The 14,608-nt window shown below is 64.8% G+C and carries 15 protein-coding genes; 7 read left to right on the top strand and 8 right to left on the bottom strand.

Features of this window, described 5'->3' with window-relative positions:
• Positions 1-210 precede the first annotated feature (210 nt).
• Genes AC6CHP_RS02405 through AC6CHP_RS02395 form a run of 3 tightly spaced genes read right to left on the bottom strand, consistent with a single transcriptional unit; the run spans position 211 to position 2,724 of the window.
• Positions 211-1,506 carry a putative hexosyltransferase gene (locus AC6CHP_RS02405; protein WP_498228079.1) on the bottom strand — a complete coding sequence of 432 codons (1,296 nt, stop codon included), beginning with the start codon at positions 1,504-1,506 and terminating at the stop codon, positions 211-213.
• Positions 1,503-1,886 (bottom strand): DivIVA domain-containing protein, encoded by a 384-nt coding sequence (locus tag AC6CHP_RS02400; RefSeq protein WP_377089826.1) that lies wholly within the window; start codon positions 1,884-1,886, stop codon positions 1,503-1,505. Before AC6CHP_RS02400 ends, AC6CHP_RS02405 begins: the two co-directional genes overlap by 4 nt.
• A 55-nt stretch (positions 1,887-1,941) precedes the next feature.
• Positions 1,942-2,724: an LOG family protein gene (locus tag AC6CHP_RS02395; RefSeq protein WP_104185063.1), complete on the bottom strand. Its 783-nt coding sequence runs from the start codon at positions 2,722-2,724 to the stop codon at positions 1,942-1,944.
• 105 nt (positions 2,725-2,829) lie between these two features.
• On the opposite strand from AC6CHP_RS02395, the gene AC6CHP_RS02390 reads away from it, so the two are divergent.
• The 4 genes from AC6CHP_RS02390 to AC6CHP_RS02375 all read left to right on the top strand — a co-directional run bounded on the left by AC6CHP_RS02390 (position 2,830) and on the right by AC6CHP_RS02375 (position 6,111).
• A complete protein-coding gene (locus tag AC6CHP_RS02390; RefSeq protein ID WP_188727622.1) occupies positions 2,830-3,585 on the top strand; it encodes an amino acid ABC transporter ATP-binding protein in 756 nt (251 codons plus the stop codon).
• Positions 3,586-3,651: 66 nt separating this feature from the next.
• Positions 3,652-4,539: a glutamate ABC transporter substrate-binding protein gene (locus AC6CHP_RS02385; RefSeq protein WP_104185065.1), complete on the top strand. Its 888-nt coding sequence runs from the start codon at positions 3,652-3,654 to the stop codon at positions 4,537-4,539.
• Between the two features lie 85 nt (positions 4,540-4,624).
• Positions 4,625-5,275, top strand: a complete 651-nt coding sequence (locus AC6CHP_RS02380; protein WP_104185066.1) for an amino acid ABC transporter permease — start codon at positions 4,625-4,627, stop codon at positions 5,273-5,275.
• A complete protein-coding gene (locus tag AC6CHP_RS02375; RefSeq protein ID WP_104185067.1) occupies positions 5,272-6,111 on the top strand; it encodes an amino acid ABC transporter permease in 840 nt (279 codons plus the stop codon). The genes AC6CHP_RS02380 and AC6CHP_RS02375 overlap by 4 nt, the downstream gene beginning before the upstream one ends.
• Positions 6,112-6,169: 58 nt before the next feature.
• On the opposite strand, the gene dapE is transcribed toward AC6CHP_RS02375, so the two are convergent.
• Positions 6,170-7,306 carry a succinyl-diaminopimelate desuccinylase gene (gene dapE, locus AC6CHP_RS02370; protein WP_377193707.1) on the bottom strand — a complete coding sequence of 379 codons (1,137 nt, stop codon included), beginning with the start codon at positions 7,304-7,306 and terminating at the stop codon, positions 6,170-6,172.
• 50 nt (positions 7,307-7,356) lie between these two features.
• Between dapE and dapD the strand changes: the two genes are divergently transcribed.
• Complete coding sequence (dapD, locus tag AC6CHP_RS02365; RefSeq protein WP_377193705.1) at positions 7,357-8,379, top strand: 2,3,4,5-tetrahydropyridine-2,6-dicarboxylate N-succinyltransferase; 1,023 nt, start codon at positions 7,357-7,359, stop codon at positions 8,377-8,379.
• Positions 8,380-8,386: 7 nt separating this feature from the next.
• Complete coding sequence (locus AC6CHP_RS02360; protein ID WP_377193703.1) at positions 8,387-9,244, top strand: transglycosylase SLT domain-containing protein; 858 nt, start codon at positions 8,387-8,389, stop codon at positions 9,242-9,244.
• A gap of 61 nt (positions 9,245-9,305) precedes the next feature.
• Here the strand turns inward: AC6CHP_RS02360 and AC6CHP_RS02355 are convergent, their stop codons facing one another.
• Together AC6CHP_RS02355 and AC6CHP_RS02350 are read right to left on the bottom strand one after the other, a co-directional pair.
• Positions 9,306-9,917 carry a hypothetical protein gene (locus AC6CHP_RS02355; protein WP_498228078.1) on the bottom strand — a complete coding sequence of 204 codons (612 nt, stop codon included), beginning with the start codon at positions 9,915-9,917 and terminating at the stop codon, positions 9,306-9,308.
• A 99-nt stretch (positions 9,918-10,016) separates the two neighbouring features.
• Positions 10,017-10,619 carry a TetR/AcrR family transcriptional regulator gene (locus AC6CHP_RS02350; protein ID WP_498228077.1) on the bottom strand — a complete coding sequence of 201 codons (603 nt, stop codon included), beginning with the start codon at positions 10,617-10,619 and terminating at the stop codon, positions 10,017-10,019.
• Positions 10,620-10,772: 153 nt separating this feature from the next.
• Between AC6CHP_RS02350 and galE the strand changes: the two genes are divergently transcribed.
• Positions 10,773-11,786 (top strand): UDP-glucose 4-epimerase GalE, encoded by a 1,014-nt coding sequence (gene galE, locus AC6CHP_RS02345; RefSeq protein ID WP_188727612.1) that lies wholly within the window; start codon positions 10,773-10,775, stop codon positions 11,784-11,786.
• A gap of 156 nt (positions 11,787-11,942) precedes the next feature.
• Here the strand turns inward: galE and AC6CHP_RS02340 are convergent, their stop codons facing one another.
• Together AC6CHP_RS02340 and dapC are read right to left on the bottom strand one after the other, a co-directional pair.
• A complete protein-coding gene (locus AC6CHP_RS02340; RefSeq protein WP_066277559.1) occupies positions 11,943-13,229 on the bottom strand; it encodes a citrate synthase in 1,287 nt (428 codons plus the stop codon).
• Between the two features lie 227 nt (positions 13,230-13,456).
• A complete protein-coding gene (dapC, locus tag AC6CHP_RS02335; protein WP_377193699.1) occupies positions 13,457-14,605 on the bottom strand; it encodes a succinyldiaminopimelate transaminase in 1,149 nt (382 codons plus the stop codon).
• Positions 14,606-14,608 lie beyond the last annotated feature (3 nt).

The following is a 14,608-nucleotide window of genomic DNA, read 5'->3' as shown; positions in this document are numbered from 1 at the left end:
CCAGGACTGATCAGCCCGGGCGGGCTGTGTCCGCATGTAGATCAAGCTGCCACGGCGGAGTGGTTGGACACCGCCCGGGCTGCGCGTATTCTGAATGCTTTTTGTCCTTGCTTACTTACTATTATCGCGGAATTACCCGCACGTAGCTAATCGATGGACATTTCCGGCGTCGTGGTATTTCAGCCCTGACCTGCGCGAAAGCCCCAAAGGCTAGGGTGGATAATCCCCGCCGCCGGGCAATTGCGCCCACGCCCACAACCACACGATCCAAACGATCTGCAGCAGCAGGAACATGAGGACCACCGTCCCCCGGTAAGCCCGCGACCTGGAGACCAGGGCAGCACCCAGTGCCAGCGGAAACAGCGGCAGCAGCATGCGGAAGGTACTGGTCTGCGGGTGCAGGAACACCACCAGGTACCCCATGTAGCAGGCGCACCACAGCCGGAGTTCGACGCCGATTTGCCGTACGGGGGGAAGGAAGAGCATGGCGGCGAAGAGGGCCACGAAAATGAAGGGCGCCAGCACCCCCAATACCGGTCCGAAAAGGTTGATGCCGGTGTCGAACCAGGGCTTGAACGGCACCAGGTCGTGGCCGCGCCAGGCTGTTTCGGTTTTTGTGTAGGCCTGGATGTCCCCGGTTGCCGCCCACGCCGCCGTGGGCCAGGCGAGCGCCATCGCGCCTCCGACGCCGGTCAGGACAGCAAGGGCCGCGAGGTCACGGGTTGAATGGGTTCCTTCCTGCGTCCCGGCACCCGATGTGACGGCACCGAATCTGGCATTACCGAACCGATCTTTGCCGAACCGCGCCCAGAGACGGTGCAGGAGAAGCAGCCCCAGCATGGCCGCAAAGGGAACACCCACCGGACGGGACAGGCACAGGAGCACCACCACCGGAACGGCCCAGAGGTACTGTCTCCGGACCACCAGCAGCAACGCTGCCGCGAGGAGCAGCAGGGACAGGGGTTCGGCATACGGCACCTGCAGGACAGCAGCCACAGGGAAGGTAGCGAAGAAAACTACGCCCCAAAATGCCGGTGCGTGGGAAGCCTTGTGCCGGAACAGGACGTAGACAACCAGCGCCGCTCCCCAGCCCGCAAGCATGGCGATGAGGGTCAGGGCTGCCGCGGGGGCCATGCCGGTGAGTCCGCTGAGCCCTCCGGCCAACGCTGGAAACAAGGGATAGAAGGCCCACGTGTTTTCCTGGACGTTGCCTGCGGCATCAGTCGGCAGCACGGAGGGGTAGCCCCCGGCAATCACCTGCGCGTACCAGCGCGCGTCCCAGATGTTGATGAAATTCCAGTAATCAGGCTTTGCCGGAAACCAGGGATTGGGACCCTGGTGGAGGGCAGCGGCCATGAAAATGCAGGCGCTGACAAGGCGGGCGGCCACATAGACGGCGGTGACCTGCAGCCACCACGGCCAGCCCCGGAGAGCCGTACCCGCCCGCCCGGCCACGCCTTGAAGCGACGGGAGCAGGCCTGAGCGGCGACGAGCCACTGTGCTCACAGCGTGTTCTTTCCAGCGGACGCGGTCCCGCCGGGTTCAGCAGTGCCGGCTTCCCGCAGGGCCCGCAACTCAGCCTGCAAGGCGTCAATCTCTTCCTGTTTGGAGGCGAACTGGTCCCGCAGCTCATCCAGGACCTGGTCCACCTGGTCCATCCTGTAGCCACGGAGGCCAAGGGAGAAGCGCACACGGTCCACATCCTCCGGCGCGGCCTGGGCGGGCAGCAGGACAGGGGGAAGGTTGGCAGGCGGCTGCTCGAAGCCGCCGTCGAGCAGGACAGGCAACGGACCGTTGCCTGTCCTGCCGGAACGCAGGCCAAGGCCCACCCAGAAAACCGCCCCGACCAGCCCGATGGCCAGGAAAACCAGAAAGAAACTCACCATTCCATCGTGCCAGACCGGGTGGCTGCTGCCAGTCCGGACACCCGGGCGGGACCGGTTACTCCGGCCGCTGCTCTCCCTTGAAGGAGGGAGTAACGGCGCCGTGGAGCACGCGGTCCACGGCCTCGGCGGGATCGTCAACCACCTGGATCAGGTCCAGGTCCTTCTCGGAGACCATGCCCTCAGCCACGAGTGTGCCCCTGATCCACTCGATCATGGGACCCCAGAAGTCAACGCCGAGGAGGACGATCGGGAACGATGTCACCTTCCGCGTCTGGACCAGCACCATGGCCTCGAACAGCTCGTCGAGTGTTCCCAGCCCGCCGGGCAGGACGATGAAACCCTGGGCGTATTTGACGAACATGGTCTTGCGGGCGAAAAAATACCGGAAGTTGATGCCCAGGTCCACCCACTGGTTCAGGCCCTGCTCGAACGGCAGCTCGATCCCCAGGCCCACGGACACGCCGTTGCCTTCCACGGTGCCACGGTTGGCAGCCTCCATGGATCCGGGACCGCCGCCGGTGATGACGGCAACGCCGGCCTCCGCCAGTTTCCGCCCCACCTCAACGCCCATCTCGTAGTAGGGGCTGCCGGGCTTGGTGCGTGCTGAACCGAAGACGCTCACGGCCTTGCCGATGTCCGCCAGGGCACCAAACCCTTCCACGAACTCGCTCTGGATGCGCAGGACCCGCCAGGGATCGGTGTGGACGAACTGCCCGGGGCCCTTGGTGTCGAGCAGATGCTGGTCCGACATCTCCACGGCCGCCTGTTTGCGGCGCAGCTCAAGGGGCCCCTTGCGGCGTGGCTGGGAATTTCTTGCCGGATCTGCACTGATGCTCATTCCCCTAGGCTAACCTGCCGGCGGGAGGTATCTCTTGAATCACGATCCGCAGGAAACATGGGGTGATTCGCGTCATAAGCCGGTGTTGTTCGCTAGATTCTTCCTATGACTACTCATGTGCCCGGCGATGCCCTCGTCTCCCTGAACGCCGTAAACAAGCATTACGGCCAGCTGCACGTACTGAAGGACATCAACCTCCAGGTCCGCAAGGGCGAGGTTGTTGTGGTCATCGGGCCTTCGGGCTCCGGTAAGTCCACCCTTTGCCGCGCCATCAACCGCCTGGAAACCATCGAGGGCGGGACCATCAGCATCGATGGAAAGGTCCTCCCCGAGGAAGGCAAGGAGCTGGCGCAGCTGCGTGCCGACGTCGGAATGGTCTTCCAGTCGTTCAACCTCTTCGCCCACAAAACCATCCTCGAAAACGTGACCCTGGGGCCCATTAAGGTCAAGAACGTCCCTAAGGCAACCGCGGACAAGGACGCAATGGCGCTCCTCGAACGCGTTGGCGTGGGCCACCAGGCCCCGAAGCTCCCGGCACAGCTGTCCGGCGGCCAGCAGCAGCGTGTCGCGATCGCCCGGGCGCTGGCCATGAAGCCCAAGGTCATGCTTTTCGACGAGCCCACCTCAGCACTCGACCCGGAAATGATCAATGAGGTGCTGGATGTCATGATCCAGCTGGCCAAGGAGGGCATGACCATGATCGTGGTCACCCACGAGATGGGCTTCGCCCGCAAGGCCGCGGACCGCGTCGTCTTCATGGCGGACGGCCAGATCGTTGAGGACGCCACCCCGGAGGAGTTCTTCACCAATCCCAAGAGCGACCGCGCCAAGGACTTCCTCTCCAAGCTCCTCACCCACTGATCCACCCGGACAAACATCCAAGTTCGCACCCAGGCCGTGACCCACGGCCGCAATGAAAGGAATGTCATGAAGGCATTTATGACCCGGCGGAAGTCATTCTTCGTGGCGGCTACCGCCGCCCTCGCCCTGTCCCTGAGCGCCTGCGGCGGAGGCGGCACCGACGCCGGGGGCGATCCCTCGGTTGCTGCAGAGCCCACGTTCGCTGCCGGAACCACGATGGAAAAGCTCGCCTCGGCCGGCACCATCAAGATCGGCACCAAGTTCGACCAGCCGCTCTTCGGCCAGGTGGGACTGGATGGTAAGCCCATCGGCTTCGATGTGGAGATCGGCAAGCTGATCGCGGCCAAGCTGGGCATCCCGGCCGACAAGATCGAATGGTCCGAGACCGTTTCGGCCAACCGCGAGCCCTTCATCGAGCAGGGCCGGGTTGACCTGGTCATCGCCACGTACACCATCAACGACAACCGCAAGCAGGTTGTCAGCTTCGCGGGCCCGTACTACGAGGCCGGCCAGGCGCTGATGGTCAACGCGGACAATGACACCATCAAGACTCCTGAGGACGTCAGGGGCAAGAAGGTATGCTCCGTGACGGGTTCGACGCCGGCAGCCACCATTGTGGAGCAGTACGGTGCAGAACTCGTTCCGGCGGCAACCTACTCGGCCTGCCTTGAGCCGCTGCGCAACAAGCAGGTGGAAGCCGTCACCACAGACAACGTGATCCTTGCCGGTTTTGTGGACAAGGAGCCGGAGGCTTTCAAGCTTGCTTCCGACGAGACGTTCACCAAGGAGCCTTACGGCATCGGCCTGAAGAAGGACGATACCGAGTTCCGCAACTGGATCAATGACCAGCTGGAGGCATTCGAGGAGGACGGTTCCTACGAGAAGGCCTGGGAAGCTACCGCAGGCGCAGTCATCAAGACTGCCCCCGAGCTGCCCGAGATTGACCGTTACTAAGAAACTCCCGTAGTTGCCGGGGCTGCTCCGCGGCCCCGGCAACCGCCGTCTTCGCTCCCGTCCGCGCCCACAGCCGAAGGATCCTATGGACGTCATACTTGAAAACCTCCCCCTGTACTGGGAAGGTTTTCTCCGCACACTTTTCCTGTCCGCCGTTTCCGGGGTCATCGCACTGGTACTCGGCACCCTGCTCGCGGCAGCCAGGGTCTCCCCGGTGGCAGCACTCCGCGGCTTCAGCATGGTTTACGTGGAAGTCCTGCGGAACACTCCGCTGACCATCGCGTTCTTCTTCGCCGCAATTGTCCTCCCCCGGCTCGGCGTGACATTCGAGCAGTTTGAGGTCGCTGCCATCATCGCCCTCAGCACCTACACCGCAGCGTTCATCGCCGAAGCTGTCCGCTCAGGTGTCAACAGCGTCCCGGTGGGCCAGGCCGAAGCCGCCCGCAGCATCGGCATGAACTTCGGGCAGGTCCTGAACCTCATCATCCTCCCGCAGGCCCTGCGGACAGTGGTTCCGCCGTTGATCAACATCCTGATCGCATTGGTCAAGAACTCCTCGGTGGCCGGCGCGTTTTTTGTCCTCGAACTGTTCGGCTACGGCCGCCAGCTCGCGAATGCCAACGGTGACGCCGTCATCGCCGTGTTGCTGGGCACTGCATTCTTCTATCTGCTCCTCACCGTTCCGCTGGGCATCCTGGCCAGCACGGTGGAACGAAAGGTGGCGATTGCCCGATGACCTCTGTCCTTTATGACGTTCCCGGCCCTAAAGCCCGGCGTATTTCCCTCATCGGATCCATCGTTGGTTCGCTGCTGATTCTGGGACTGCTGGCCTGGATCATCCTGACCCTTGCCCAGCAGGGCATCTTCGAAGGCCGCCGCTGGCAGATTTTCACCCGGGCCGATGTCTGGACGCTCCTGGCCAACGGCTTGGGGGCAACCCTCAGCGCGGCAGCCCTGGCGGCTGTGATCGCCTTCCCGCTGGGCCTGCTGCTCTGCCTGCTGCGCATTTCCGATGCGGCCTTTATCCGGATCCCCACCCGGGTGGTGCTGGAGTTCCTCCGCGGCATGCCGGTTGTCCTGATGATGCTGTTCGTCCTGCTGGGCTTTGGCACGTCGCCCTTCATTGCTGTTGTTACCGGCCTGGTGCTGTACAACTCGGCAGTGTTTGCCGAAATCATCCGCGCCGGCATCCAGTCGCTGCCCAAGGGGCAGCGTGAGGCCGGCCTTGCCATCGGTCTCACCAGTTTCAAGTCACGCATGCTGATCGAGCTTCCGCAGGCGGTCCGGCGCATGATGCCGTCCCTGGTGGCGCAGATGGTGGTGCTCCTCAAGGACACCTCGCTCGGCTACATCGTGGCGTACGGCGAGCTACTGCGCGCCGTGCAGGTGATGGCTGACTTCCTGGGAACGCAGTTCCTGTTCCCGATCTTCTTCGTGGCGGCAGCCATCTACATCGCCATCAACATCCTCGTTTCGAGGATCGCGGTGTGGATCGAGCGGCGCGGATCCAAGAAGGCGGCCGGCGGTGTGGCCAAGGCCGAACCCGAAGCTGCCGAAGCAGCTGTTCCCTGATAGTCCTTCCTCAACGACGATGGCCCGGACCAACTGGTCCGGGCCATCGTTTTTAAGTTCAGGTTGCCAACCACTTCCGCAGCGCCGCCAGGCAGGTGCGGATGGCGTCTGCGTGCACGTGTTCGTTGTCCTTGTGTGCCAGCAAGGGATCACCCGGTCCGAAGTTCACCGCCGGGATGCCCAGTTCGCTGAAGCGGGCGACGTCGGTCCAGCCGTACTTCGGCTTGGGCTCGGCTCCGACTGCGGCAACGAAGGACGCGGCGGCCGGATGGTGCAGGCCGGGCCGGGCCCCGGCGGCAGCATCGGTGCGGACGACGTCGAAACCTGCCAGCAGGTCCCGAACGACGGCCTCGGCCTGGTCTGGGGTTTTGTCCGGGGCGAACCGATAGTTGATTTCCACCACGCACCGGTCCGGAATCACGTTGCCGGCCGTCCCGCCGTTGATCTTCACGGCATTGAGGCTCTCGCGGTACTCGAGTCCGTCCACGGTGATGGTCTGCGGTTCGTAGGCGGCCAGCCTGGCCAGGATCGGTGCCGCGGCGTGGATGGCGTTGCTGCCCATCCATGCACGGGCGGAGTGGGCTGCCTCCCCCACAGTGGTCACCTCAAACCTGCTGGTGCCGTTGCAGCCGCCTTCCACCGTGCCGTGCGTCGGTTCGAGCAGGATGGCGAAGTCGCCGTGGAGCAGGTGGCCGTGGTTGCGGACCAGGCGGCCCAGGCCGCTCTTGACGGCTTCCACTTCCTCGTGGTCGTAGAACACAAAGGTGACGTCCCGCTTTGGCGAGGCGCCGTCGTCGAACATTGTGGCCGCCAGGGCAAGCTGCACCGCAACGCCGCCCTTCATGTCGGTGGCGCCACGGCCGTACAGGATCCCCTCCCCCGGAACACCCGACTCCCAGCTGGAGGGAACGGTCCCTTTCGCATCACCTGCCAGGGGCAGCGGCACCGTGTCGAGGTGTCCTGCCAAAATGACGCGTTCGGGAAGGCCCAGTTCGGTGCGGGCGATGATCGAATCGCCGTCCCGGAGCACGCTCAGCTGGGGAACTGCCAACAGGGCCGCTTCAACGGCGTCCGCAAGTTCCTTTTCGTGGCCGGACACGCTGTTAATGTCCATAATGTCGGCGGTGAGGAGCGCAACATCCTGGCGGAGGTCGAGCTGCACGGTGGAAGGCTGGGGTGCGGTTTCGGCAGTCACGAAGCCAGTCTAGTTCGGCCCCTGTCCCCGCCCGTCGATAGACTGGGGCCATGACTGAGACTGCTTCTTCTGCCGTGCCCGAAACCTCGCATGCATCCACCGACCACCGCTCCGCCTACGGCTTCGGTGTGGCCACCGTTTCCACCGCTGACGCCAGCGTCCTGGATGTCTGGTTTCCCGCTCCGGCGCTTGGTGTCGCCGCCGAAAACCTTCGTTCCGTCGAGAACGCGGATGCGTCGCTGACCAGCATCGCCGAGCATGGAGCGGACCAGGACCGCGGCACCGAGCAGAAGGTGGTTTTTGTCCAGATCCACCTCGATGAAGCCCCGGCCGACACCGCCGATGCCTACCTGCGCCTGCACCTCCTCTCGCACCGCCTGGTCCGGCCCAACACCATCAACCTTGACGGCATCTTCGGCAAGCTGCCCAACGTTGTGTGGACCAACTTCGGCCCCGCCGCAGTGGAAGGCTTTGAGCTCACCCGTGCGCGGCTGCGGCGCCGCGGTGCCGTGACCGTCTACGGCATCGACAAGTTCCCGCGCATGGTGGACTACGTTGTGCCTTCCGGAGTGAGGATCGCCGACGCCGACCGGGTGCGGCTGGGTGCGCACCTGGCCGAAGGAACCACCGTGATGCACGAAGGGTTCGTGAACTTCAACGCCGGCACCCTGGGTACGTCGATGGTGGAAGGCCGCATCTCAGCGGGCGTGGTGACCGGCGACGGCAGCGACGTTGGCGGCGGCGCCTCCATCATGGGCACGTTGTCCGGCGGCGGCAAGGAAAAGATCACCATCGGCGAGCGGGTGCTGCTGGGGGCGAACTCCGGCGTGGGCATCAGCATCGGTGACGACTCCGTGGTGGAGGCCGGCCTGTACGTCACGGCCGGAACCCGGGTCCGCGTGCCCGGGCCCAAGGACGAGGTGGGCGAGGACACCACAAAGATCGTTAAGGCTGCCGAACTGTCCGGTGTGCCCAACCTGCTGTTCCGCCGCAACTCCACCACGGGCGCAGTGGAGGTCCTCCCCCGCCAGGGCCAGCCCGTGGAGCTGAACGACGCCCTCCACGCCAACTGATCATTCCATGGCACGAAGACGCGGACTGCGCCGCCTCACAGTACTGGTGCTGGCCCTGGCACTGGTGGCAGGCGGCGTTTACTCTGCCGTCTTTTTCCTGCAGCGCTCCGAAACGCTCGTTTCGGAGCGCTGCAGGGCCGTTATTGGCGAGCGAACCTCGGAACTCGCCCCGGACCAGGCCGTCAACGCTTCCCTGATCACCGCCGTGGCGGTGCAGCGCGGGCTTCCGCCGCGGGCTGCCAGCATCGCCCTCGCCACCGCCATGCAGGAGTCCAAACTCCGGAACATTGACCACGGGGACAAGGCCGGCCCGGACTCCCGCGGGCTGTTCCAGCAGCGCCCCTCCCAGGGATGGGGAACCGAAGCACAGATCATGGATCCCTACTACGCCGCCAACGCCTTCTACGACGCCCTGGTCAAGGTTCCAGGCTACGAGTCGCTGGAGATCACGGACGCGGCCCAGCGCGTCCAGCGCTCCGCCTACCCCACCGCCTATGCCCAGCACGAAGAGATGGGGCGAACCTTTGCTTCCGGGCTGACCGGCCAGACGCCCGAAGCCGTCCGGTGCACCCTCCGCGCGCCCGGCACCGGCGGGGATACCGCCGCCTTGTCAGCTGAACTCAGCCAGGCCTACGGGCCGCTGGGGACGGCTGTTGAGGGTGAAACGCTGGTGGTGGACGCTGGTGGCAGCCATGCCTGGTCCGTGGCGCAATGGGCGGTTGCCAACGCCAAAGGCTTCGAGGTCACGCAGGTGGACGTCGCCGGCCGGAGCTGGAACCGGGAGGCCCGGGACGGATGGCAGGCCTCGGCGGCCACGGACGGACAGGTACGGATCACGGTGGCGGCGGAAGGGACCGGCAGCTGAACAGCTGCTGCAGGAATACTGCCCCCTTGGCTGCCGGCGGCCTGCTGGCGGGTGGAGGTCCCTAGACGAGGATCTCAACCACCGGCTGCACGTAACTGCGGAAGAGCTCAGGCTCGGCCATCAGCCGGTTGCTCATAATGATCTTGTCCGGCTCCAGGTACCAGGCCCGCTGCTCGTTCAGCGGAAGCTCGATGATGGTCAGCTTGAAGTCACGGGAATCGCGGCCAACCTCCATCAGCCTGTCGTCCACCAAGTCTTCCAGCAGCTGGTCCGCGCCGCTGGCAGCCCGCTCCGCCTCAATTTCGGCGTATTCGCTCCTGCGCTCCCGGGCCCAGGTGAGGGCGGACCCGAAGTGGGCCTGAAGCACGCGCTGCAGGGCAGGAGAATTTCCAAAGGCTTCAAAGTCCGGCGGCGACAGCTCGGGAGACGTCTGGGGATGTGCCTTGAGCAGTTGCTCCCACCATGCCTCCCACTCTGTCTTGAGGGCACTCAGGCCGCCGACGTCCGCGGTCAAGTGTGAATGATCGGCGCTGCGTACCTTGGGCGCTGCGTGGGACAGCGCGGGGTGCCCTGCGCCGTCGAGCCCCGCAGTGTCCCGGACGAACAGGGCTATCATCATCGGCCCCGACGTGTCCGCGGTGATTTGCCACCTGGTACCGTTTGTCTGATACATCCGACGTCCTTCCGTCGCGTGCCCTTGCCGGGAGGGGTGATCCGGTAGCGCCCCCGACTCCAAGTCTATTCCCCCTGATGCCCACGTTAGTGGCAGACATCACATCCCGTCGAGGTGCTGTTCCAGGACGTCCACGCACATTTCCCGGGTCATCCATCCGGGCTGCAGCAGGGCGTGCATGCACAGCCCGTCCAGGGTCGCGAGCAGCCGCTCGGCTTCGACCACCAGGCTTTCCTTCGGCTCGTCCCCGGGCCTTAGGGCGCTGATGACCCTGCCCACGATGACGGCCACCTCCCGGTGGCTACGGTCTGCCTCAGCGGCGAGGAACGGGCGGACTCTCGCGGCATTCCGGAACGCCATCCAGGCACACACCTCAAGCGCCCGGGGCCCGTCCAGGGGCAGGAGCCCGCACAGGAGGGTTAATATGGCCGCGCGGTGCTCAGGGGTACCGGGGTCCGCCGCGTGCACGTCAGGCATGGATGCCTCCAGGCGGCGCACGATGCGGTCCACCACAGAGGCGAAGGCGAATGCCAGCAATTCCTCACTGCCCGCGAAATAGTGGCGGACAGAACCCACAGCCAGCCCGGCTTCGTCCGCCGTTTCCCTGAGGGAAGCCCGTTCCAGCCCGTCACCGGCGATGATGCGGAGAACTGCTTCAACAACGTCCTGGCGCCGGGCTTCGGCATCTACGATTTTTGGCACTCCTCCTATTTAGCACGGATGTGCTCCTCTGGACGGTCCGGCATGCCGCTCCGCCGCCGTGACCTGCTGCGCCCCACCGTGGCACAGATGGGCGCTGCCCGGCATCCGGAACACGGCGGCGGCAGCCGCCGTCCTTGGGATAGCGTTAGAGGCATGAAAATTCTGGTCACCGGGGGCACCGGCTACATTGGTTCCCACACTGTTTTGTCCCTGCAGGAAGCCGGCCATGATGTGGTGGTCATCGACAACCTGGTCAATTCCAGCGAGGAATCGCTCCGGCGCGTTGCCGAGCTCAGCGGCAAGACCGCGGAGTTCCACCACGTCGACCTGGTGGATGAGGCCGCCGTGGAGCGTGTCTTCGCCGCCAGCCCCATTGACGCGGTGATCCACTTTGCCGGACTGAAAGCCGTTGGCGAATCCGTCCGTGAGCCGCTGAAGTATTACCACAACAACCTGGTGGGGACCCTGAACCTCATCCGGGTCATGGACCGCCACGACGTCCGGTCCATCGTCTTCAGTTCCTCGGCCACCGTCTACGGCGAGCACAACCCCATTCCCTATGTGGAGAAGATGGAGATCGGGGCCAACAACCCCTACGGCCGCACCAAGGAGCAGATCGAGGACATCCTCTCGGACCTGGGTGCCGCGGACACCCGCTGGCACATAGCGCTGCTGCGTTATTTCAACCCGGTGGGCGCCCACCCCTCCGGCCGGATCGGCGAGGACCCCCAGGGCATCCCCAACAACCTGGTTCCCTTCATCGCCCAGGTGGCCGTGGGCCGCCGCGAGAAGCTGATGGTCTTCGGCGGGGACTACGATACTCCGGACGGCACCTGCCTGCGCGACTACATCCACGTTGTGGACCTCGCCGAAGGCCATGTGGCCGCGCTGAACTACGTTGCGGACCGCACCGGCGTCTTCCGCTGGAACCTGGGCTCGGGCAAGGGCTCTTCCGTCCTGGAGGTGCTGCGGTCCTTCGAGAAGGCAGTCGGGCAGCCGATCCCCTACGAGATCACGGACCGCCGTGCCGGCGACCTACCTGCCTTCTGGGCTGACGCCACCTCCGCGCTGGCGGACCTCAGCTGGTCCACCACCAAAACCGTGGACCAGATGTGCGAGGACCACTGGCGCTGGCAGAAGAACAATCCGCAGGGCTACAGCTCCTGATCTCCCCCATCGGTTGCTCCGTAGTGGGAGTTTTGACTCCTCAAAACGACACGTACGGAGCAATGGATGGTGATTAACGACCGCCGGCCGCCCATCTCTCACGAGGTGGGCGGCCGGCGTCGTAATTTATCCGGTGGCTTGGGGGCCAGCGGGGATTTAGCGGACCGGGTAGTCCCGCTCCGGCTCGCCGATGTAGAGCTGGCGTGGGCGGCCGATCTTGGTGTTCGGGTCGCTGATCATTTCGCGCCACTGGGCGATCCAGCCGGGGAGGCGGCCGATGGCGAACAGTACCGTGAACATCTTCTCGGGGAAGCCCATGGCCTTGTAGATCAGGCCAGTGTAGAAGTCCACGTTCGGGTAGAGCTTGCGCTGGATGAAGTAGTCATCGTTGAGCGCCTTCTCTTCCAGGCGCAGGGCGATGTCCAGCAGTTCGTCGTTGCCGCCGAGCTTGCTGAGGATCTCGTGGGCCGTGGCCTTGACGATCTTCGCGCGCGGATCGTAGTTCTTGTAGACGCGGTGCCCGAAGCCCATGAGGCGGACGCCGTCTTCCTTGTTCTTCACCTTCTCCATGTAGTCCTCGGGCTTCGTGCCGTCGGCCTGGATCTGGCGGAGCATCTTGAGCACAGCCTCGTTGGCGCCACCGTGGGCGGGTCCGAAGAGCGCGTTGATGCCGGCGGACACCGACGCGAACAGGTTCGCGTTGGACGAGCCCACCAGGCGCACGGTGGACGTTGAACAGTTCTGTTCGTGGTCCGCGTGCAGGATCAGCAGCAGGTCCAGCGCCTTGGCAATGACCGGGTCCACCTCGTACTGCTCGGCCGGCAGACCGAAGCTCAGGCGCATGAAGTTTTCCACGAGGTTGTGGGAGTTGTCCGGGTACAGCATGGGCTGGCCGATGGACTTCTTGTGCGCGTATGCCGCGATAACCGGCATCTTGGCCATCAGGCGGATGGTGGAAACTTCCACCTGCTCGGCGTTGAACGGATCCAGCGAGTCCTGGTAGAACGTGGACAGCGCGGACACTGCCGAGGACAGCACGGGCATGGGGTGCGCGTCCCGCGGGAAACCGCTGAAGAAGCCCTTGAGCTCTTCATGCAGCAGGGTGTGGCGGCGGATCTTCTGGTCGAACTCCTCCAGCTCCGTGGGGCTGGGCAGGTTGCCGTAGATCAAAAGGTAGGACACCTCGAGGAAGCTGGAGTGCTGGGCCAGCTGCTCGATGGGGTACCCGCGGTAGCGCAGGATGCCCGCATCGCCGTCGATGTAGGTGATCGCCGAGGTGGTTGCTGCCGTGTTCATGAAGCCGGGGTCGAAGGTGACTGCGCCCGTCTGCTTCAGCAGCTTGGAAACGTCGTAGCCCTCGTTTCCTTCAACAACCTGGATGCGCGGCAGCTTGAGCTCGCCTCCTGCGTGGTGCAGGGTGGCCGCATTGTTGGTCTCAGTCATGGAGTCCCCTTCATGAGGCTTCTGGGCCTCTGTCGAAAGCTTGATCCAACATCAGGTGAGCCGCGCACGAAGCCTGAGAACACAGGTTCCAACACCCGGGCTGCCTTCTTGTAGAAAGCCACCATTGATAGTCACTTAAAAAGTACCGCCCCTTGGCGGGTGCCACTAATCCGAGACGGTCCGGAAGCCCCTAAAACCGGGCCGTTGTGGCGCGAGTCACAGTATTGTTACGGTGCCGCAACGAGCCGGGACACTGCTGCGTCGACACGCTCGTCCGTTCCGGTCAGCGCCACGCGGATATAACCGTTGCCCGCCTCGCCGTAGAAAACCCCGGGGCCCACCACAATGCCGCGGTCCGCCAGCCGGGCCACCGTGTCCCAGGTGCTTTCCCCGGCGGTGGACCACAGGTACAGTCCGGCGTCGGAATCCTTGATCTCGAGGCCGAAGTCCAGCAGCGCCGGAACCAGCCGCTCACGCCGCCCCCGGTACAGGTCCTTCTGCGCCTCCACGTGGGCGTCGTCGCCGAGCGCCACGCGCATGGCCTCCTGCACCGGATAGGGCACGATCATGCCCGCGTGCTTGCGGCTGTTCACCAGGTTGGGCATGAGGCCGGGGTCGCCGGCCACGAATGCTGCCCGGTAGCCCGCCACGTTGGACTGCTTGCTCAGGGAGTAGACAGCCAGCAAGCCCTGATGGGATCCGCCGGCTACGCGCGGATCGAGGATGCTGGGAACGGCTTGGCCGCCTCGCTGGACATCCCAGTCGCCCCAGCCAAGTTCTGCGTAACATTCGTCGGAGGCCACCACGGCACCCAGTTCCCTTGCCTGCTGCACCAGCGCCTTCAGGGATTCGACACCCCGGACGCTGCCGGTCGGGTTCCCCGGGGAATTAACCCAGATCAGCCGGACGCGCGCACGGGTGGCGTCATCCAGTTCGCCCAGATTGTCCGTTGCCACGGACGTCACGCCGGCAAGGGTGGCGCCGATATCGTACGTGGGGTACGCAACCTTGGGGCGGACGACGACGTCTCCCGGCTTGAGTCCCAAGAGGAGCGGCAGCCAAGCCACCAGTTCCTTGGAGCCCACGGTGGGCATAACGTTGCGGGGATCCAGCCCGGCCACGCCGCGGCGCCGTTCAAACCACCCTGCGATGGCTTCACGCAGTGCCGGTGTGCCGTGCACCGTGGGGTAACCGGGGGCGTCCGCCGCGGCCTTGAGCGCGTCCTGGATCAGGGCCGGCGTAGGATCCACCGGGGTCCCAATGGAAAGATTGACGGCCCCGCCCGGGTGCTGCGCTGCCTTGGCGGCGTAAGGCGCCATGGCTTCCCACGGGTAGTCGGGCAGGTCCAGGCCGAACGTCCTCGCTGCTGCGGTCACGGT

This window comes from Pseudarthrobacter sp. GQ63, from assembly GCF_059758765.1.
This window is presented reverse-complemented; position numbering and strand designations above follow the sequence as displayed.